Here is a 23,054-nt window from a genome sequence, read left to right as displayed (position 1 = left end):
TTCATGAAGAATCAAAAAAACATAACGGATAGAAAACAACTCAAAAGCTTCTTTACCAAAGGCAGTCTTCCCGACCAGGGAGCCTTTGAAAAGTTGATCGATTCGACCTTTAACAAAGCCGACGACAAGCTGGATATCAACGAAAAAGGGTTGATGATTTATCCTTCCGACAACGGAGAAAACCGCTTACTCAGCTTTTTTCAGGATAAAGATGATCCGGAAGCTACCTGGGGACTTTTTCTTACTCAAAAGGATAGTGGCGGTATTTACATCCACAAAATTTCCGCATTCAGAGAAGAAAGCGAAGACTCTGAAGTTCCCCGGGAACCTGCTTTCTACATTCAGAAAGACTCGCACAATATTGGACTTGGCACCACAACTCCGGTTGAAAGACTCGATGTTAACGGGATTATTTCGTCGGAAGGCAGAGTGGGAAATTACCTGCAAGGCGAACTAAAAGCCGACGGACTTTGGCACAATGTGTTTGGTGACAAATTATTAAACGGCGCCAACGCTTTTGAGATCATGGCCTATGTACAGGGCGAAAAGGGCGAAGGGAAATACTCGTTGATGCACGCCATAGCGGTAAGTACCTACGGAAATTCGAAGTCGAAAATTACCACAACCACCGCACATTACGGAAAATGGTGGAACAAGGTTGCCATTCGTTGGGAGTCGCGCCCGTCGCAACTAAACGAGGAGCAGGAACAGAAAACGGGGCTGGCCCGCCTCTGGCAAATAATCAGTTCATGGTTCGAACCACGCGATCCGTTTCGCTATTCGCTTCAGCTAAAGACAAGGAGTAACTACGGGAACGACAAAAAAATTCACTTTAAGGTGAGCGTATTGTGGGACGATCGTTTTTCACCTAAACGAAAGGATGAGCAATGAAAACCGGCGACAGTTTTTCAAAAAACGATATTGAAAAAACAAGCCTTAATTTTTCGGAACTAAGAAATAAAGGCATTGAATACCTGCAAGAGTTGGGTGGTGATATCTGGACCGATTACAACCTTCACGACCCGGGACTAACCATCCTTGAACAACTTTGCTACGGCCTTACCGACATTGGCTACCGGACGGCTTACCCGTTGGAAGACCTCCTGGTAAAAAACAAGGATCTACCGATTGATGCCCGCGCCAATGCTTTTTTCTCCCCTTCCGATATTTTCAGCAGTCACCCGGTAACCAATACCGATTTACGAAAACTGATCATCGACCGCTTCGATGAAGTACAGAATGTGTGGATCAGCCGGTTAAAAAACGAAGGTTTCCACGAAGAAATCAGCGGTCTCAGTCGGATAGAGGTTCTACCCAAACTGCGTTTTATCCGCAAATTATCAGCCGACCAGCATGCCCGGGAAGATTTCATCAACCGCCTGAAGAAGTTTTTGAATGCCAACCGAAACATGGGTGAATACTTTTCCGAGGTGTGCCTGCTCCAACCCCGGCCGGTTGAAATCAAATGCAACATTCATCTTCCGGAACAAAACGACATTGAGCAAACGCTTTCCCAGCTTTTTCTGTCGCTTTTTGAATACATATATGTTCCGGTAAGATTTCGCACACCCGATGAGATGTTAAGTGAAAATCAAACCATCGAAGAAATGTTTGCGGGGCCGCGCCTGATAAAAGGATTTCTTCCGGACGAACCCGCCAAAGAAAGAATCCGCGTCCTCGATGTCGACATTCTTCAAAGGCTATTTTCGAAAGCTGACGGTGTGGTAAAATGCGAAGTTAAAAGCATTGTTTGCGGGGATACGGAGTCACAAAAAATGACAATCGATCCCGATCATTTTTTTCATTTGCTGAAAGACACCGGCCAGTACGATTCAAATGCCCGTTTTGATTATCTGTACAGCCAGCTAAAGGTTTTCATCAACGAAAAAGAAATAAACCTTCTGCACAAAGATGTGATCAATAACCTGCTTTTTGAAAAATGGTCAAAGAAATACCGGGCCTATTCAATGGGAGATCAAAAGGAAAAGACTTTTAACGAAAAGCTCGAAAAGACCTACCGTGATCCGGGAAACTACCACTCCCTTCAACGGCATTTCCCATTGATCTACAACATTGGCCCCGAGGGACTGGCCGACAGCGAGCCCGAGGAGAAAAAAGCAAAAGCCTCTCAGTTAAAGGCATTTTTAATGCTTTTTGAGCACCATCTTGGCGGCCATTTATCGCAGTTAGCCAATCTCAACCATTTTTTTGACATCGATTTTAGTTCTCCAAATGAACCGGCCTTCCGAAACGAGTGGATCAACTCGGTACCCAACTGGGCAACTTTATTTCCGGATCATCAACTTCCTGCCAGTCAAACAGAATCGCAAGAAGCGTATCTGAAAAAGAAAAACGCTGTGTACGATCATATGCTAGCCCGCTTTGGTGAAGAGTTAAGCGAAGTGCCCTGGAAAATTTCAGCGCGCCTGCATTTACTGAGAAACGAAAAAGAATACCTGCTAGCCGTTATCCGCCACAAATCGCTTTTCCTGAAAAATGTGGACCGGCTGGGTTACAACCGCTCGAAGGGTGAATCGATTGGTGCACCTGAAGTACCCGGTGAAAATGAAATCGCAGGCCTGGAAGAAATTATTTGTCTGAAATCGGGGATTCCCCTGCGCAACAAACCGATCGTTAAAAAGCTGTCGGAGCAACCTGCAACATTGCTCGCTCCCGGCGAACACTACCACAACATTGAACAACTCCATCATAATTACCGTCCTGTTCGCTTGACTGAACTACCGGAATTTTCGGAAAATGAAAACGTCAATCTTTCACCGTCTTTTCTGGGAGGTATTGAAATTAAATTACTTTTCCGCGAAACCGTCAATCCGCAGAACTACCGGATTTCCAGAAAAACCAGCGATGATCAAAACAAGATCCAGGTAATTTTCAGGAAAGAAACAAGAAAATGGGTGCGTTTATACGAAGGTAAAAACGAAGCCGATGCTTTACGTTTTGTGGCACAGTCGATAAACTATTTTACCGAATTAAACCACCATGCCGAAGGTTTCTATCTCTTGGATCACATCCTCTTGCTAGACATGTTAGCCGATAGCCAGTTTGGATTTTCATTCAAAAGTGAATACGGAGATAATTTTTTCGGTACAATGGCGGATGAATCCTGGAGCCAAACAGAATCGGAGCGGCAAAACAGCTTGCAGGAGTTTTTCCTGTGCGCACCTGATGCGGATAACTACCGCTTTGAAAACAAGCAATGGCTGTTACAAAACAACGAAGGCAAAGTAATTGCTACTTCTGCACCGCTTCCTGACACCGAAAATCCTGTTGTTGACCGGCAGGTAGAAAAAGCTAAAAATTACATCCGCTTTTTTAGCTCCCCCGAAGAAAAAAACGGCGCTGAAAGATATGCCGAAATGGAAAAGATCCGCTTAATGGGCTCCATTGCCGGAAGAAATTTTGGACAACGCAGGCTGGTGTTTCAACGCAGGCTTTCCAATGGGCAAATCATTAACGAAGACTTTTTCGATTTCCAGGTAAGTTTTCTGTTTCCCGACTGGCCGGCCAGGTTTCAGGAAGCCAGGTTCCGCGATTTTATAACTGAACTGATCCGCGAACGAATTCCCTCGCACATAAAAAACAACATTTTATGGATCGATCGTAACCAGATGCAAAATTTTGAATCGGTTTATCAAAAATGGAAAGATGCCAAAGCCAGGCAAAAGGAACAATCGGACAAACACCACCTGGCAAAACTGGCCTTCGATGTTTACACGGAAATACAGACACTAAAAGCAGCCAAATAAAATGGGGAATTCGGAACATATCATCCATAATTCGTCCATTCAGCTGGAATACAAAAACAAAGCAATGGCCATTCGCTGCAACCAGCTCATTGAGTCCATTTTTCATTCGCACGTCTTACCGGAAATGGAAGCTGCTGTTTCGGCGAGTATTCCGGCCGGAATTAACATCGAACTTTCAAAACTGGAGATCAACATTGGCGACATACCGGAAAAGGAGCTAAGAAACGTATTGGGGCAACGCATTCGGGCCGAGTTGGAAAAATCACTCAACTTTAGCCAGTTGATTGACTTCAAAGGTAGTCTCAAAAATGGCAGCAAAACCAAAAGGCTGACTTCGGATAATGCCTTGTTGTATGCCCTCGATTTTTTCCTGCAAAACGGATTTTTTCCTTATTCGCTGGCCAACAATCCATCCATCGACGATCTTTTGGCCGAACTCGTTGGTTCGCATCCCAAAGAACTGTCCGAGGTTCTGCTAAACCACAAATCGGGCAAAAACCGAATCCTGCGCCTGATTCACCACCTAAGCCCTCAAAACTTAAACAAAGTGGTGGTTCTGCTGGAACCTGCCAATGCAGTGTGGATTGAAAAACTGGTTCCGAGGCTGCTTGGTTTTGCCGAACATTTAAAGGTTAACCACAGTCAAAAAGAATTGTATGGTACGCTGATGGCTTCCATTTTTCACTACCTGCTAAACAACCGCAGTCCGGGCTTTTCGCGCCAACGGTTTATTGAATCCGTACTGAAAGACTGGCTCCGAAAATCGGTTCAGTCCTCATCTTTGGCAGTTAACGACTTGCCGGCGAGTAAGTTTAAGGATCAGGATGAAAGGCTCATCTTCGAGGCTTTTGAACAAATCAGAAAAAATAAGACGTATTCATTGGAGGAAGCCCGTAAATCAGGGACAAATATCATTGATTCAGAAAAGGAATTTCGGGAACAAAAACAGTTATCGGTACCGGAACTGATCCATATTTTGCACAACGGAACGTATATAAACCATGATATAAGCTGGCTGCGCTTTCAATTGGTTTCCATCATGCAAAACCCGGAAACCAACAAAATCCTCGGGACAAAACTGGATGAACGGAGCACACACCTGCTTCTCCGCTTACTGGAAAAAGAGCAGGCCGACAATATAAGCGGGCTGTTGCATCGCCTTTATCAAAAAACCGCAAAAGACTTTGACACAAAAATCAAATTCAATCATCTCGTACTGAACACGTTGAAATACCTTTCCGACACCGGATATCATCCCAAAAACCAGGAAGAATTTGTTGCCCACCTCCTTTCGCAAACGGGTGTGGACCTACCTGCACTCACAAAAAGTAGTTCTTTTCAGGAATTCTTCCGCGACGAAAAGTTCAGCTCCATTAAATGGGCGAAAGCTTTACGCGAAGCTGAAGTCTTCCCGGACGACCTTAAAATACTACCTTCCGATAAGAGTGAAACTAGCATCAAGCAGCCGCAATCGAAACAAAAGTCCATCGATGAGAAGCCGGAAAACTATTTGCTGGTTTACTACCGGAAGATTCTGGGAATCTATCTCCAACAAGGATATTTGCCCGCCGGTTTTGAGGCCTTAACTCGAAACGATCTCCAACAGGCATTGATGATTTTATGCGAAAAAAACGATGACCTCCTGGCAAAGGTGATCCGACCGGACAAAACTTCAGAAGATGGCAACTTTAGCCTGTTTAGCCTGATAGATGCCAACACAGCCACTACGATACAAAGCTACCTGAGCCGTTTCTTTCAAAAGGAAAATAAAGCGTTTACACAGATCATCAGCGAGCTGTCCAAACACTCGGGCGCAAAACCGGATACGCTTCTCTCCGACCCGGTTTTCCTTGTAAAACTGTTTATTGCAGCAATGAAAGAAGGTAATGAATCAAAAAATCCGGAGGCCTTCAGCCTGAAAGTTATATCTGTTTTATTCGCAAAAACAACCGACAAACAAGCTGAAAAACACCTGATCGATTTATTAAAAAAGAGACTGAACTACAGTCGTTCCGATACTTCCCAAATCGCAGATACAGAATCTGTTTATGAAAGAATAAAAAGCTATTTCAGTCACCACCTTGAACTTCTTATCACGCAGCTAAACACATTCAGACAAAAGACTCTTACCAACAAAAAACTAAATGAAGAAATGGCGGTTTCAAGTATCGCCTTTCCCACTCATTTTATTGATTGCCTGCTTCAATATCCGCATCAACTTACAAAGCTGCACCGCTTTTTCAGGCTAAACCTGGATGAAAAACTTTGGGAGAAAATGGAGGAACGTATCTGGTCTGATTTCCGGGTAAAAGATTTCGTGATGCAGTCTACAATCCAGGCTCATTGGGGAAATTCGTTGATCAATAAAACAGATGCTCCAACATCCAATACGGAGAAACCCGGGAAACTGTCGGAAAGCGAAGTTAGCGCATTAATTGACCGGGCAGAGCAAGACAGGTCGCTTGTTGGCAAGCTGGTGGCAAGTGAAAAAGGACTGGAACTGATCAGGCAGCTAAAGTTTTCCAACCAAAAAATAAATACCCTTTTAGTGGCACTTTATGAGTTTGGATTAAGTATGCCGGAAGCAAGAATAGCGTCGCAAACATGGAAGTCCATTCAGCTAAAATTTGCCTTTTTTCTGGTTGAAAATGAGCTCCCGGTTACATCTTCTGAACTTGGCAAAACTTACACGCATTTCCTGTTTGAACAATTAAAGACACACCACCGCGCGGACCACTTCTTTGACATTCTAAAACAACTACAGAATTCGCACAACTCCGAAATACAAAACCTGGTAAAACTTTGGTACGCAGCAGAACAAATTCAACCTGCGAAAAACAGTAAGGATGAAAACCCAACCATTGTTTCGCCGGAGAAAACCCTCGCCGAAAAAACAGACTTTTATCTCTCTGTTTTGCGTTTCTATTCGCATGCCAATCATCTGCCCTGGTGGTCTGGCGTGGCATCGGCAACGGAACTTCTTTTCGAATTGAACCGTATCTGGCAGGAATCTCCTTCAGCCTTTGCTGAACATTTGCTGACACTGGATAAGGACGAAAAAATATTTGCTTCCCTTACGCAAAACGCTTCTCCCCTTTTCATCCAAAATTTTGAAAGCATTGTCCACAAACATCCCTCTTTATCGGAAGCCTGGGAACAGGCTCAACAGGAAGTGAAAAAAGAACCGCATTTTGAAACAAAAGACACCGCAAAACAAGCCATCAAAGCAGATATAGCGACAAGCAATGCAAAAGACTTTTTACTTGCGGCGCGTACTGACGAAAACCTGCTTCGCAAGGGGCTTTATTCCATGGGTGACAGCGAATTAATTTCCAACTGGCCCGATCAACGTTCTGAAATAAAAACCCTGCTCAGCGAATACCTGTCGTTGACACCATTTTTCTATTTCAGAGAAATAACGCCTGTGGTCTGGCGCGAATCAGTGTACAAATTCTCGCTTCGTTACTTTACGCAAAATTCATCGGCCTCCATCCGCTTATTTCACAACAGGTTGCTGGCCTTTTTACAGGAAACCAAAAGATCTGTTGATTGGAAAAATATCCTGCGCAGCGTTAATGCCAGGGTTGAACAATACGGAGCGTCCAAAAATGTTGTCTTCCCTGCCGGATTACTGCGTATTCTATACGACGAAGAATCTCAGGCAACTAAAAATGAGCAACAATTTATCCGAAACAAAATGGAAACAAGTGACTCAATTTCAGGAGTAAGCACAAGAACCACCAATTCGGGTCTGGTACTGGCCTGGCCTTTTATGTCGCGCTTGTTCGAATCGCTGCAATACACAGAACAAGGCAGGTTCGTAAGCGAAGAATACCAAAACAGGGCGGCTTACCTGTTGCAGTACCTTGTGTTTAACGACACCGGGTTTCCGGAATACGAGCTCGTACTTAATAAATTACTGACCGGAATACCTGCAGAAAAACATCTAAGTCCGGTTGAAGAACTAAGCGCCGAAGAAAAAACGACTGTACAAAGCCTTCTTTTCGGAATGATCCACAACTGGGAAAAAGTCAGCAACTCAACGCCCGAAGGAATTCAGGAAACCTTTCTGCAACGGGAAGGCATGCTTTCCTTCAACGAAGATTTCTACCAGCTGAAAGTAGAGAAAAAAGGAGTGGATGTTCTGATGCAAACCATTCCGTGGAAGTTTAATACGATAAAACTAGCGTGGATGGATAAGCCGATCCATGTTGACTGGATCTGAAATTTATAAATACTGAACAGAAAAAACGTGAACAAAATAGTAGCACATACTCCTACATTGAAGCGAAACTTTGGCATTCTTTTCCTGATGCTTTTGTTGCTGACGCTTGGAAAAATCTCTCACGCCCAGCAAACCATTCCTCCGTCAACAATCCAGTTGCAGGATACGATTAGCTTCCAGGATACGACCCAAGGTCTTCTGCAAAAAGTGTTAAGGCCTTTCAAATTCAGAGACAACAGAAACCGCAACGAAAAAGAGCGTGTGTACAATTACATGCTCGACCTGATCGACAAGGGCGAATTGAAAATAGACAGTACAACGGTTAAGCAGATTATCGTCCAGCTCGACAGCCTGGACCGGCAAGGAAAACTCAACGAAAATGATATTCAGGCAATTTTTAAAAAAGCCGATTTAAATGAACAGGCTTCAAAAGAAGCCCGCGACTCGCTCAAAACCGTTCTTTCTGCTGTTATTCAGGCAAACGACGAACAATCAACCGCTGAAGAACAGGAATTTGACGACAAAATTGCAAAGCTCCTGGTGCCAATAAAAAACTGGCAAAACAGTCCGGAAAATCAGATATACACCGATACAACAGTTAGCAACGATACCACTTTTTACAAAGAGTATGAGCTAAAACTGCACAAAAAGATAAAGACCATCGGTTGGCACAATGCCTGGATGGAACAGGAATTTCAGCGTTATTCCTACCAGTATTTGTCGGTTTTGAATTTATACGGGTATGAACTTTCGGCAACGGGAGAATGCGCCCGGCCCGACTACCTCGAAAATTTTGAAAAACCACAGGGAGTAATTGAATATGCCCACGCATCGAACTGCGACGTTCACCTGACTGTTTACAGCAAACTTCCGGGCGAAATCAGTCGTTTTCTGCGAAATGAACAGGCATGGAAAAGGCTCACCACGGAACTGGACACCCTCATCAAACGCTACGATTTGCGGGGAATCAACCTCTACCTGGAGGATGTTTCAATCAGCGACAGCGAGCATTTTACTGCTTTCATGAGCCAACTTACCACACACCTCAGGCAAAACAACGACTCTTTTGTTGTCTCGCTTTCGATTCCTTCCATAACCGACCAAGCCAGCCTTGACAAGGTTAGCGCCTACAACTTCAACGCCTTGAATCCCTATGTCGATTATTACTATGTTCTCACCGACAGAATGCTCAATGGAAGAATTGGCATCTCAAGAGCGCTGAGTCCGCTTTTTCCCAGTAAAAAATACGGCGACCGATCGATTGAAAGCACCATCAATAGCTACCAAAACAGCGGGCTTCCTTCCTCCAAACTTATTGTTACCTTATCGTACCTGGGAATTGGATGGAATGTTGCAGACTTTGAGGGAAAACTCAGAAATACAAACATTCAGAATTTGACTTACCAAACGGTGGTTGAGAAGTACCTGAATACCGACCGGTTGGGAACAAGTATCATTCCCGGATTCGACCGGCAACAAGTGGCAGCCTACCTGAACGTCATCGGCGAGAGCCCCGACAGAAACCTGCAAATATGGTACGACAATGCCCAAAGTTTATACGAAAAGTACTTGTGGACTTTGGAGCAGAACCTGGGCGGAGTAGCCGTTAGAGGCCTTGGTTACGACGATGGAAGACCCGAACTCTGGGACGCAATGGGTGCTGCCCTGGTTGAAATCGATACGCTTCTCACCCATCAAAAAATCAGTATACAGGACACACTCCCTGACATTACCTGGCGCCAGTACCTGAAAATATTCAGAGAAGACTTTAAATGGGCGGTTGCTGTTGATTTGGAGTATTACCAGAACCTCGATGATTCAACCACCTGCGATTGCAGATTCAATCCCGACTCGGTTGCTGTTTACCACGATTCACTGATTGTATGGCATGCCTGGCAGCCGTATTCCAAGTCTTCCGACAATCATCTCAGCAACAAATTAAAAGACTCTCTCGTTTGCAACTCGATGTTTGTTAGATGGGATTTTTATGCCCATATCTTTCGGTGGTGCTGGATCGTGGCTGCCGGAATCATTGCCTTGTTTTACTTTCTTTCGTTGTACCTGGAACGATTCAAGATCGGAGGTAAATCAGCACTGAATGCCATAAAAGCAATCCAGGTAATTTCCTTTGTTTTCTTTATACTGACAATAAGTTGCTGGTTCTATTTGTCTCCTACAATCGACCTGATAGGAGCTTCCAGTGAAGGCTCAAATATTGGACTGCTGTTCATTTCCCTGATTTTTGGCGCCATTCTTGGCTGGCTTATCCACTCGTGGTACAAAAGTGGCAAAAGCGTTCCCAAGAACCGGCCTTAGACCCATGCTTCCTTATTTACTTTTATGAAACAGGAAATACAGGGAAAAGATGGCCACCAGGAAAGCCACCGGAAAAACAAAACGCAAAATCCGCAACAAGGGGCTTTTTTCCGATTTTTCGGTTTTACCGTAAAGCCGGCTGTTGACAATTACCGCCAGGATCCCCAGAAAAATAAAGACGTAACCAACAATGATGATGGTTTCGATAAACGTTTGGTACGGCAACTGAGGCAAAATGGAAGCCGAATAAAAATTGAAGGCTACCACCGTAAGCATTAAGGTAAATCCGACACCAAGCTGGGTGCTGAAATCATGAATCCAGAAAATAACAAACGAAGCCATTATGATAATAAACAGAGGAAAAAGTACCTGCCACAGGTAGTACCCTGTCATTCTTTCGGCCTTTATTTCAAAGACCACTTTTGAATACGTTAGTTTTGGGTTTTCAGGATCTTCCGGGTTATCATAAACATCTTCTTCCAGCAAGGTTCTCATATCCTGAATAACCCAGGAACTCAGCAATTTTGGTTTCTTCTCCAATTCCGGAAGAATCCGAGGCTTCTTAAAAACCATGTAACGCACATCAAAAGTAAATGGCTCCAGAACAACCTCGAAAACCTGCGTATCAAACGGAAAACTTCTGAAATTCATTTCGGTGCTGAAAGTGCCAAAGAACCGTATGTCGTAAATCACTTTCCCGCTTGGATGCAGTTCAATACTCCGGTTCGGGATTTCAATACTTCCCTGGATATTCATCAGTTCGAAAGCCGGCACCCAAATCGTAGAGTTCATCACTTCAACGGCCACGTCGTTTTCGAAAATCAGGGTACTGGTAAGTTCCTTGCCTTCAAAATTCCGTACCCGCTCATCATGCCAGGCAAACTCCAGGTAACCGTCAATTTGATAGGTCTCGTCAACCGAGTTGATATTAAAAATCTTGTTGATGAATAAGCTCACGCTCATTTCCAGCGGCTTATCACTTACAGGAGGTTGCAGTACTCCATTGCTCCAGCCACTGGCTGACAGCAGAATAAATAAGCCAGCCAAAAGAAAAGGGTTGATAAATTTCATATTATTTAGGGTTTTGTTTTTGCATTATTCAGTTATTAACACCATTCAATACATTCAGAAAGTGCTTTTAAAACAAGTTGTTAAACTACTTTTGTTATTTCACCAATTAGCACAGTTTTCACACTGCCCGTCTCCTTCCTCCATGATACTTACTGCAAGGATGGTTCTCTTGATTCATTGCCGCAATTGACAATTTTCGATAAAATGCTTTTGCCGAATGATCTTCAACAATCAGATAAAACAATATATTGAAAGTACCGCTATCAGTTTGTTCCATTTTCGCGGAATAGAAGTTGGATACATTTTTCATACAAATGATTTATGTATCCTTGTTTCCCGAGAATAATTACTAGGGTATATTTAGCCCAAGCGTATTCCGTAAATAATTACGATACTGATTGAGCCTTCCCCGTAAGACCTGACGGGTAACATTGTAGTTGGGCAATGGGTTATTGTTATTCATGCCTGTTGGTCTGTCAGGGTCTCCGCCGGTTGAAGCAGGCCAGTAAAACAGATTTTGCGGATCGTTTGCCAAATTAAAAATAATATCATCTATTTCTTGCTCAACAGTAAACTCATCATACTGAGCTCCCCCAAATCCACCGAGGTTGGGAATATTTGCCGCAGGAAATCCACCAAACGTAAAGCCAAATACCCCATTATGATAATTCCTCTGCCCCTGAAGATTAGTATTATATGTATTGTTTATCCAAGCCACAGCTTCATCCAAATTTTGATTAGGTGTGTTTGTATATATTTCGTCTAAAACCGCATTCGCAATAGCTGCATATGAGACATGATGATTGCAAATTCCAGTCCCCAAATTTGCAGCCTGTACATAATTTATATAGCCGCTATGATAAGCTGCTAAATCCCGTTGTGTAGAATTATGCAGATTCCGTTTGTGATTTGCTCTGTTGATTACAGAATTTCCTGCCCTGTTATTAGGTGGAGCATAATAAATTCTTGTCTGAAGTTGATACACCGAATCTGAATTTCTCTGAACTAAAGGCGAAGAAGCCTTTTCCTTCAGTTGTCTGGAAGCAGCTAAAGCAGAACTGGTTAATGTAGTCTCCACATCCTTTTGTTGCATTGCCTTTATCGCTTTTGCCCCCATCACATCCGCTTCCGTTTCAAGCCCCGGGTCATCGTTGACATTTACCTGTCCTTTCATCTGAAAGGTAGGTTTTACCCTTCCCTGTTTTTGCTGAACCACATGCCAGGCTTCGTGAGGCAAATGTTTTTCCTGCCCCGGCGCCAAATGAATATTCGTGCCTTGCGCAAATGCGTGCGCCTGCACTTTGGCCGGTTCATCAGAATTCCGGTGCACTTTTACATCATCCATGCTAAATCCGGACAGATTCTCGATCCCCGATTTTAGATTGTCCGGCAAACCGGTATCGTTTTCCATGGAAGAATGCTCAAATTTTCCCTGCATCAGTTCCTCCTCTTCCAATCCTTTTTTTTGCACGGTAAGGAATTTCCCCTGAAGTAGTTCCTCTTCTTCATCCATTCGTTGAATTGCATTGGGGTTCAGCATTTGCTTTAGCTGAACTGAGGCCGAATGATCCTGGCTATGCCTTGTCATCTCGTGGAGCTTTCGCTGCGTCACGGCTTCCGGACGATTATCCGAATAAGTAGATGTTGCTTTTGATTGGCGCACAACCGGCGAATGTAACGCATCCGTGCGCCTGGAAGTTTTTACTTGCAGGGATTTCATAATGGTTGACTTTATTTACTTCTGTTTTAGATAAACACAAAACTGTCTTTAATTTACAACAATTGCCTGACTTATACCAGTTTGATTGGATTTAATTGAAAAGAACAGTGTCTTTTTACATCCAGCATTGCAGAATCAGAAGTTTCTTTTGAAAAAGGTGCTTGCACGAAAAAAAGGCCGCTGATTTTCAACGACCTCTCATGCTATAAGTTTTAATCCTTTGTTTTCTCAGAAGGGTTAAGTGAAGTTGGCCTTTTTCTTTACACCAACCAAGATCCCGTAAAAAGCCACCACCAGAAATGCAAATGCAGGAACCCAGTAGGCCAGTTTTATACTTCCTGCCTGATCGGAAACAATTCCCTGTATTTGCGTAAGCACTGCCGCTCCGGCAATGGCCATAACCATGCCGGCTCCGCCAATTTTTGTGTCCTCGCCCAATCCGGTAATTCCCAGCCCGTAAATGGTCGGAAACATTAACGACATGCACCCCGAAACACCCATTAATGCATAAACGCCTGCAAAACCACTTCCGTAAATGGCAATAATACAAAGCAAGGCAGCCAGCAAACCAAGTGCGCTTAGCATTACCCGCGGTCTAAAAAAGCGCATCAGCCACGTACAGATAAACCTGCCCGCAACAAACAATACTAACGACATAATGTAGTAGGTAGCACCTGCCTGCTCAGGTGTCCGGGGCAACAAAGGATCCAGACCGATCTTGTCGACCAGGTTGTAAAAGCCGGCCGCCACGGGCTCAACATTCCGCAATGCATAAATGATTTGGTCGGCTGTTGCTCCCGTTCCCAAAGCGGCCACAACGGCGTCGAAATTCAGCTGTTGCATTACATAGCGAATGATAAACGACCAAACCGCTATTTGCGCGCCCACATAAAAAAACTGGGCTACCACTCCCCACACATAATTCCGGTTCTTTATCAGTCTGCGAAATGTTCCAGCAAAATCCAGCCGCTTGTCGTCTTCTTTCAGATGGGGCATTCGGGTTAGAAATATCATCAGCAAAATTGTCACCATCACAAAGCCTACTGCCAGGTAAGTAGTGGTCACCGCATTTAACTCCGCCCCTTGTATTTTGGCCAGTTCTTCAGCCGAAAGTGCTGTTCGTTCGGCCGGGCCGAGTGTACTGAGTTGCGAAAGCACAAACACCTGGCTGATCACCACTCCGGTAATGGCTCCGAAAGGATTGAACGACTGGGCAAAATTGAGGCGACGTGTGGCTGTTTCTTCCGGACCAATGGCATAGACATACGAATTTGTGGAGGTTTCCAAAACCGAGAGCCCGGCAAACAACACAATAATGGCAAAGAGAAACATGAAAAATCCGATGCCAATGTTTTGATTTGCAATCAGCATGGCCGGATAAAACAAAAAAGCGCCGGACGCATAAAGCCCCAGTCCAAGCATTACCCCCGACTTATAGCTGAACCGTTTGATAAACAACGCTCCCGGAATGGCAAAACAACCATAGCCAATCAGGTAACATGCTACCTGTATCCAGGCCGTTTTGGTATCACTCAGGCTCATGATCCGCTTAAAAGCCGCCAGCATGGTATCGGTCAGGTTATTGGGCACTGCCCACGCAAAGAACAGCGATGTAAGCAGAATAAAAGGCCACAAAATGCCTTTCGGAATCACGCGGTGTTTTTCCATGTTTAGTTCAATAGCAGGTGATTGAAATTCGGTATTAAAACGCTTCTTTTATTTCGTCAATTGTAAGGTTAAACATCGATTCAGTGATCTCACTCAGGTATTTTTCGTCGCCGGTAATATGAAAAATGCGTTGTGTATGCGACAACTTCTCTCCCGATTTTAACATGGCTGCGGGCGATGAACTTTCGATCTCATAAAACGGCCCCATTACCGAACCGTCGTCCGTTGGCCCATCGTTGTACGAATTTACAACATCTCCGCTCAATGGGTCGTCCTGATCGCCCCAAACAGAATTCACATACTTCCCGGGTATTTCCGGGTTCGAATACCAAAGCAGGGTCAGTACTTTGCTGATCGGATCGTAGCTTCCGCAATACGGCAGCGCACGCATGGGAGGAACACCAATTTTACTCCGGTATTTTCCGTCCACTTTAAAGAAAATGGTTCCGTCTTTTACAATCAAACGATCTGCCGGAACTTCTCCAAAATAGTTATCGGTCACAATTTTTCCCAGCTCCTCAATACTTCCGGTTTTGTAGGGAACAAACACCACTCCCTGCTCCGATGGGTTAAACATACAAAGCATCCACAACGACAAAACTCCGTCGGTGGAGTTCCAATCATTCGTCCCCTGGTTTGACAAGCTATTCACCGATTCAAAAGCCACAAAGCTCAATTCGTCATTCAGCCTCATCCCCAGAGCTTGCTCCGTATGTTCTTTTGAAAGTATCTCCACCGAACGCTGAATCTCCATATCCATCACTGTTCCGGAGGCATTTTCGATCGAAAATTCTTTTTGAAAGAGTGCTTTGCTCAGCCCTTGTTCAACTATTCTGAAAGGCTCGGTATCCAACTCTTTCGGCACTACCCAGTTGGCAAAAACCTGCTCAGTTCCGGGTTTAAAATAAATGGAGAAAGGACCGCCTTCCGGTCCCAGCCAAAGCCGTTCCTCGCCACCAAAGGGGTTAAACTGCGCGCTGCGTTCACCCGACTGAAACACATCGTAATTGATCCATCCAAAACTTTTTCCTTTGCTACCCTCAGCAGTAGAAGTCATCACCCTTCCCTGGAGATTGGGAATAATCAAAACTTTACCCGACGAGCCGTTAACGGTCAATTCCAGGTAGTCGATGTTATTTTTCTGAAAAAAAGCTACATCATAGCCATAAGTCCCTCTGTCAAAACTTTCCATTGTATCCGTTTTTGAGTTTTTCCTGTTCGAATTGAATGAACAGGAAATCAGCCCCGCCAGTCCAATCCAGATGATTGCGAATTTAAAAAAGTGTAGCATAATTCAAGCATTAATTTACTTCCAGTTCCTGCCACGAAGGAAGTTTGGGAAAAGCAGCGTGTGGCTCAGCTTGGTACCAGTAGCTTACTGATGATATATCGGATTTTTGAGGTAAATAACGGTGTCCGTGACGCCACCCCAAATCCTGGATTGTTACCTTTAGATCTTTCTTAAAGCGAATCGGGTCGAGAATGTGCCAGCGGTAAAAACCAAAACGCTGTTGCGATTTGTAAGTACCATCGGGCCGGATCACCTGATGCAGGCCTGCATACGGTGTACAGAATTCCTGGTATTGCCCCTCGCGGTCGAAATTATACGAACCGCAAAAATAATCCTCGGTCCCGGTTCCGCAGATTGTCGGAAATTCAGCGTCGCCGTCCATGAAAAACTTGATCTCGCCTTCACCCCACCAGCCGTTGTTGTTCACGCCCCACGCAATGTAGGTCCCCACGTACTGGCCCTGTCCTTTTATTCCATCAAGCAAGGTATGAACCGACGTCATGTTCGGATTACTGCGCCGGAACTGGGCGTGAAAGTAAGCCGCATCATCAGGCACTTCCGTTAAGGTATAGTCGATTTGGTAATACAGCCTCATTTCATCCTTATCGTTGATGTTCTCCATGGTTATTTTGCATTTCTTACGGAACGGCATTGGCCAGTAGCAGTTAAAGGCACTACCGGGGTTCACACAAACGGCCAGCGACGAAAGCGGCGCATAAACATTCCAGCCCATGGCAAAAAAATCGCCTACCGGACATTCAACGGAAGGTTCTTTCTCGTCGTCCCAGTACATGCGAATAATGGAGAATTTCCAGTTCCCGGTGGGCGTCATCCAAATATGCTGAATAGAACCCGACCCGTCGATTTCGGCCAGGGTAAAGGTCTCTCCCGGTTTGATAATGATAAACGGATTCACCTTCCAGCCTTGCCCCAGGTCGCGTGCCACCTCGGCAGCATTTGCTTTATTTCTGATCCCCTTATCCTCCAGCGAGGCCATGCCTCCCTTGCCTTTCTCCCCGGTAAAATTTTCGGGACTGATTGATCTTGTCTCAGCATTAGAAAGACGGTAAATATTTCCCATGTTCATATTCAACCCATCGAACGAGGTTTGCGAACTTACCTGACCTGCAATTACGATGATGGCAAGTAATACTAAAATTTGTTTCATCGACTTAGATTTTATTTGGTTTATTTATTGGTTTTCAGCACCTGAATTTTGCTAAATAAATACAGACTTTCGTAACACAGCGATTCTGCCACCCGACAAAAAAAGCGGAAAAATACACCTCGCTACCGATAACCATAAAGGATACTTGTTTAGTCATTGTTGGTTTAGCTTATCCGATTTACGGTATTGCAATGCTGTGAAAATCAAAGTTGCATGCCTATCAAATATAAGCTTAAGCATTCAAAAAATCGCAAGAATGTGATATAATATATTCAATAGCTTGCTTTTATACTCTTTATTTTAGCCAGGTCAAACTATTAATTGTGTCGCAACGCGCGGCAAAAAAAGACAGACACGACCAATTGTCACCTGATCATTTATTTCTTTCATTATCAAATGTGAAATTAACAATCGCTCATTTTCAAGTTACCTTCCCCAGTTCTAATCTATTTCTATCTTTATCCCTCTGAAGTGTCTTTTATGGGAGAGGACTATAATCTGTGGGAGAATTTCAAAAAAGGGAAAGATTACGCCGTTTCTGAAATTTATGATCGTCACGTGGATTTTTTATTCAATTACGGGAAAAAATTTACGGGTGATGAAGATATTGTATTGGATACCATTCAGGACATTTTTTTTGATTTGATTCGCAACCGGAAAAACTTAGGGGCAACCGATAATATCAGGTTATATCTTCTCAAAACATTCAGGAGAAAACTAATCAGAGCGTTGGAAAAGAGTAAAAAATACGGAGTAATGCCGGATTTCCAGGAAGAAATAAGTCCTGATATATCTTTTTCGATTGAGGAACAAATGATTCAGGACGAAGAATCCGCCCAAAAGATCAAACTGATTACCGAAGCTCTCCATCAGCTAAATCAAAGACAAAGAGAGATTTTATATTATAAATTCACCTGTGGTTTTGATTATCCCGAAATCTGCGAACTCATGTCGATCTCGTACGATACCGCCAGACAATTGGTTTCCAGAACCATTCAATCACTCAAGAAGAGTCTCCCTCCCAAATTAGCTCCGTTACTTTTTATCTGCCTTTCAAAAAAAAGATAAAGTTTTAAATCTTTTTTGTCACAAAACAAATCCCATTGCCTTTTAATTGATATAAAACGAAGGCAAAAAATGTCAAATAAAAGGAAATACTCCGGTTTCTCTATCGAAGATTTATTACACGATCAGGAGTTTGTGCGGGAAGCACTAAAGCCCGGCAAAATATCGTGGAACCGCTTTCTGGACAACCACCCGGAAGAGAAAGACAAAATGATTCAGGCCAAAAGAATCATAGACGTTTTTGAGGTTCCAAGCGTCCCTCTTGATCAGAATAAGAAAGCCCATGCGTGGAGCAACATCAAAAATTACCATACGGCGAACAAAGCCCCCCGCAAAATTTTCCGGTTCAGAGCTGTTGATGCGGCAGTAATTTCGCTGCTTGTTGTAGCCGGAAGCTGGTACTGGAATTATAGCCGGCAATCTGAATGGTTTTTCGAAAGCAATAACTCAAGCGGTAAACCTGAAGTACTAAAGTCTACCCTAATTCTTTCCAATGGCAACGAAATTGCATTAAACGAGGCCAAATCGGCTTTAACTGTTTTGGAAAGTAAACAGGCCATTCAGATCAACCACGACAGCATTGTTGCCACCAAGCCAGAAACAGAAAAGGCGTCACCCAAAGAAGAGCTCAACAAAATAATCGTCCCTTATGGCGAAGAAAGCAGTCTTTTGCTGGCCGACGGGACCAAAGTATGGCTAAATGCCGGAAGCCAGCTGGCTTTCCCGATTCAGTTTAGCGAAAAAACACGCCAGGTATACCTGGAAGGAGAAGCCTACTTTGAGGTAGCCAAAAACAGTGATAAACCGTTTATCGTCTCTACCCACAACATCGATGTGAAGGTGTATGGTACAAGATTCAATATCAGCGCCTACCGGAACGATGATTATACCGAAACAGTATTGCTGGAGGGCAAGATTTCGCTGATCAAAAACAAGTCGCTGCTTGGCAGAGAAACCTACATGACTCCAGGCCAAAAAGCGGTATACAACAATGCAGGGAAGGATATTACACTGGAAAAAACAAACAGACCGGAGCTCTATACATCATGGAGGGAAGGTTGGTACGAATTCTCGGACGTTGACCTGACTTATGTAACCCACAAGCTGGAAAGGTTTTACAATGTAAAGTTTGAATACAACACTGAGCTTGTTAAAAACAGTTACCGCTTAAGTGGCAAACTGGAATTAAAAGAGTCGCTGGAGAATGTGTTGTCGATTCTTGCCAAGGTAACCAACACCGAGTATCGTGTTGAAGCGGACAAAATAATCGTTTCGGAAGCGAAAGAAGAAGAGTAAAAATAATAAAGGTGGAGAACGAGATTAGGCCCTCATTCTCCACCACAAACTGTTAATCATTATCTAAAAGGTAAAAATAGATAATTCATAAAAGTATGAAAAAAAAGAGGAAATGGGACAAGTTCCCCAACGCATGGGGTTCAAATTTTTTATTGAAAATGAAATTATTGACACTGCTTATTTGCCTGGCAATGGCATCTGTTGCTGCCGATAGTTATTCGCAGCAAACCAAGTTCAATATAAATGCCAACAACATTACATTGAAGGATATCTTTCGACAAATAGAACGCGAAAGTGATTTTATTTTTGTGTACAGCGAGAATAATGTAGACCTTCAGCGCAAGGTAAATTCAACGTACAAAAATGAATCGCTGAACAAAATTCTGGATGAGATTTTTGCGGGCACCAACAATTACTACGAAGTACACGACCGGCAAATAGTGATTCTCTCCAAACCGGCTGAAGCAACCATTCCGACAAGATTGAGACAGGATGCACATACCGTAAAAGGTACGGTTACCGATCAATCGGGGCTGCCCATCCCCGGTGTTAACATTTGGATAAAAGGCACCAACCTCGGCACAATTACCGATGTAAACGGAAAATATGAAATAAAAGGCCGTTTACTTCCCGAAACCTTCCTCGAGTTTTCATTCATTGGCTTAAAAACCCAAAAAATACAAGTTGGCAGCAGAGAAATCATCGACGTAAAAATGGAAACAGAAGAGATTTCGATTGCCGATATTACCGTAAAAGGGGCTTATGGTACGGTGCAAAAGAAATCGGACATGGTAGGTTCTGCTTACCAGGTAAATGCCGAGCAAATTAAATCGAGACCGGCAACCCGTGTAGACCTCTTACTGGATGGGATTGTTCCCGGCCTAAAGATTGAGCCCAATGTAGACACTCCGGAATCCACCCGACCCCGCTACAATACCCGTATCAGGGGAGCGGCATCCTTGTCGGCCTCCAACGAACCCTTGTGGATTATTGATGGCACTCCCATTTATACAGGCGGAAAAACCAACCAGATTGCGGGCGTACAAACATCTGTATCTCCCCTGGCAGGAATAAATCCGGAAGACATTGAATCCATTACAGTACTAAAAGATGCTTCTGCCACTTCTATTTACGGGGCCAACGGGGCCAACGGGGTAATCCTTGTTACCACCAAGAAGGGTGTAAGAGACCTTCCTCCGCAGTTAACAGTCAACGCCCGCTATGGTATCTCCAGAATTGATGAATCTTCCAAAGTAAAAACACTCAATGGCAGCCAGTACATGGAGCTGGCAAAAGTTGCCTACCAGAATGCAGGATTGGATATGAAGTATTTTCCATTTCAGGACAACGATATGAACCAATATAGTTCAACCTCAACCGACTGGAACGATGTTTTCTTCGAACTGGGACAGAACAAGCTACTTAACCTTACATTACAGGGGGGAAGCAATAAGTCAACCTTTTACATTTCGGGAGGCTACTACAATGAACAGCAAACCATAAAGGGGAACACAACCGACCGGTACTCTTTCCGCACCAACAACGAAATATATGTAACGGATAAACTTTCCACTTCATTCATTTTATCCGCAACCTACACCGTCGACGATATTTTTAATACGAGCACAGATTACTATGATTTTCTTCCGATCTATAGTGTCTACAATCCGGATGGTACTTATCGGCTTTTCAATAAATTCATTGACGGAAAAACCGCTAACGACGAACCGAACTGGACTACAAAAAAATTCTTTAACAGTGTAGCGGAGCGAGAACAGAACGATTACCGGCAAAGGGCTTTTATGTCGAATGCAAACTTTATCCTGACCTATCAGTTATCGGAGGGGCTGACACTTACGTCGCAATTGGGAATGGATTACCAAAGTCGTTTCGAAGATATTTACAGAGCCCGAAGCAACTGGTCGGGGATGAATTTGGATGGCACACCCACTGGGATTGCCTACCGCTCGCACATGAATACCTTGTTTATTACCAACATCAATCGTTTCAATTACCTGAAAACATTTGGCAAACACACGGTTTCTTCATTGCTGGGAATGGAAATCAATTCAAGAAAATACCGTACCACCAGTTCCAGAGGCGAGGGTTTTATAAACGATCATATCAAAGAAGTATCGTATGCTATTGACCGTTACGGCTCCAGCGGTGCCGATGTTGACCGGGCTATGTCTTTTTTCGGGCAACTTACCTACTCATTCGACAAGCGATATTTCCTGAATTTTAATGCCCGGGCCGATGGTAACTCCTCGTTTGGGAAAGATGTGCGCTGGGGCAAATTTTACTCGCTGGGGTATTCATGGAACATACATAACGAACAGTTCTTTGAAAGTGAGACCATCGACCTTCTGAAGCTGAAAGCAAGTTACGGGACAAACGGAAACTCACGCCTGGGAAGCCAGGAAGCCCTTGGTATTTATTCTTACGGCGATTCGTATAATTATTACAACGAGCAGGGAACGGTTATGACGAGAACACCGCAACCTACTTTAAGCTGGGAAACAACCCACATGGCAAATATCGGATTCAGAATACGGCTATTTGACTTTGTGGACATTGATGCCGAATGGTACAACAACAAAACCACCAACCTGCTAAGTGAAATGGATGTATCGCGAACGACCGGAACTACCAGCATTACCCGCAATATAGGAGAAATCAGAAACAGGGGTTACGAGGCAACTCTTTCCTTTGATTGGATAAAAAATAGAGATCTGTACTGGAGTACAAACATTAATCTTTCGCATAACAAGAACACATTGCTGAAGCTATACAAAGGCATCGTTAAAACGCTTGATACGAAGCTTTGGAAAGAAGGTGAAGGTATCGACACCTACTACCTGATACGCTGGGCAGGCGTTGATCCGCGCGACGGAGCACCACTCTGGTACGATAAAGACGGGAATATTACCCGAACCTACAGCTACGACAACCGGGTACCCGGTAAATCATCCACACCCTATTTAACCGGCGGTTTTACCAATACCGTGGGCTACAAGAGTTTCACGCTGTCAATGTTATTCAATTTCGAAATAGGCGGCTACGCGTTTAGTTCCTATGCCCGTGATGTAGTTTCTGACGGGTTAAACATCATGTCGCAAAATCAATCGGTGAACCAGATGGATTACTGGAAAGAACCGGGAGACATCGCACTCAATCCCAAACCCATTTGGGGTGTTTCTACAAAATCGGCCATGCACTCAACCCGCTTTTTATACGAAAAAACCAACCTGCGTCTGCAAAACATTGCTCTTACCTATGACATGCCCAAACACTACCTGGAAAGAATAGGAATAGAAAAGGCCAGCATAAGTTTAATCGGCGACAACCTGGGGATCTGGACCCGCCACGACAGCAAAACCAGAAACTCGTACCGCCAGTTAATGCGTGGTTATCCGCTCGAAGAAATGTATTCGGTAAACCTGAACCTGACTTTTTAAACGAAACAA

Annotated in this window: 12 protein-coding genes; 7 read left to right on the top strand and 5 right to left on the bottom strand. The window is 43.9% G+C overall.

What is annotated here, in order from left to right:
• Positions 1–3: 3 nt before the first annotated feature.
• The 4 genes from D1614_RS00720 to D1614_RS00705 are packed head-to-tail and all read left to right on the top strand — an operon-like array spanning position 4 to position 10,308.
• Positions 4–891, top strand: a complete 888-nt coding sequence (locus D1614_RS00720) for a hypothetical protein (RefSeq protein WP_119435961.1) — start codon at positions 4–6, stop codon at positions 889–891.
• The gene (locus D1614_RS00715) at positions 888–3,767 is read left to right on the top strand and encodes a hypothetical protein (RefSeq protein ID WP_119435960.1); all 2,880 of its coding nucleotides are present in this window, start codon (positions 888–890) and stop codon (positions 3,765–3,767) included. The genes D1614_RS00720 and D1614_RS00715 overlap by 4 nt, the downstream gene beginning before the upstream one ends.
• Position 3,768: 1 nt before the next feature.
• A complete protein-coding gene (locus D1614_RS00710; RefSeq protein ID WP_119435959.1) occupies positions 3,769–7,992 on the top strand; it encodes a contractile injection system tape measure protein in 4,224 nt (1,407 codons plus the stop codon).
• Between the two features lie 27 nt (positions 7,993–8,019).
• Positions 8,020–10,308, top strand: coding sequence for a glycosyl hydrolase family 18 protein (locus D1614_RS00705; RefSeq protein WP_147383952.1), 2,289 nt, complete (start codon positions 8,020–8,022; stop codon positions 10,306–10,308).
• A 12-nt stretch (positions 10,309–10,320) separates the two neighbouring features.
• Here the strand turns inward: D1614_RS00705 and D1614_RS00700 are convergent, their stop codons facing one another.
• The 5 genes from D1614_RS00700 to D1614_RS00675 form a co-directional block, all read right to left on the bottom strand.
• Positions 10,321–11,379, bottom strand: coding sequence for a ligand-gated ion channel (locus tag D1614_RS00700; RefSeq protein WP_119435957.1), 1,059 nt, complete (start codon positions 11,377–11,379; stop codon positions 10,321–10,323).
• Between the two features lie 349 nt (positions 11,380–11,728).
• Positions 11,729–13,099 (bottom strand): eCIS core domain-containing protein, encoded by a 1,371-nt coding sequence (locus tag D1614_RS00690; RefSeq protein WP_206609881.1) that lies wholly within the window; start codon positions 13,097–13,099, stop codon positions 11,729–11,731.
• Positions 13,100–13,336: 237 nt separating this feature from the next.
• Positions 13,337–14,767, bottom strand: coding sequence for an L-fucose:H+ symporter permease (gene fucP / locus D1614_RS00685; protein WP_119435955.1), 1,431 nt, complete (start codon positions 14,765–14,767; stop codon positions 13,337–13,339).
• Positions 14,768–14,801: 34 nt separating this feature from the next.
• Positions 14,802–15,959, bottom strand: a complete 1,158-nt coding sequence (locus D1614_RS00680; protein ID WP_119436339.1) for a DUF6786 family protein — start codon at positions 15,957–15,959, stop codon at positions 14,802–14,804.
• Between the two features lie 109 nt (positions 15,960–16,068).
• Positions 16,069–17,226: a glycoside hydrolase family 172 protein gene (locus tag D1614_RS00675; protein WP_119435954.1), complete on the bottom strand. Its 1,158-nt coding sequence runs from the start codon at positions 17,224–17,226 to the stop codon at positions 16,069–16,071.
• Between the two features lie 480 nt (positions 17,227–17,706).
• On the opposite strand from D1614_RS00675, the gene D1614_RS00670 reads away from it, so the two are divergent.
• From D1614_RS00670 to D1614_RS00660, 3 genes are all read left to right on the top strand, one after another.
• Positions 17,707–18,294, top strand: coding sequence for an RNA polymerase sigma factor (locus D1614_RS00670; RefSeq protein ID WP_119435953.1), 588 nt, complete (start codon positions 17,707–17,709; stop codon positions 18,292–18,294).
• Positions 18,295–18,363: 69 nt separating this feature from the next.
• On the top strand, positions 18,364–19,587 hold the full coding sequence (locus tag D1614_RS00665; protein WP_119435952.1) for a FecR family protein: 1,224 nt from the start codon (positions 18,364–18,366) through the stop codon (positions 19,585–19,587).
• A 158-nt stretch (positions 19,588–19,745) separates the two neighbouring features.
• Positions 19,746–23,045: a SusC/RagA family TonB-linked outer membrane protein gene (locus D1614_RS00660; RefSeq protein WP_206609880.1), complete on the top strand. Its 3,300-nt coding sequence runs from the start codon at positions 19,746–19,748 to the stop codon at positions 23,043–23,045.
• The last annotated feature ends 9 nt before the right edge of the window (positions 23,046–23,054 follow it).

This window comes from Maribellus luteus, from assembly GCF_003576475.1.
Lineage (GTDB): Bacteria > Bacteroidota > Bacteroidia > Bacteroidales > Prolixibacteraceae > Draconibacterium > Draconibacterium luteum.
This window is presented reverse-complemented; position numbering and strand designations above follow the sequence as displayed.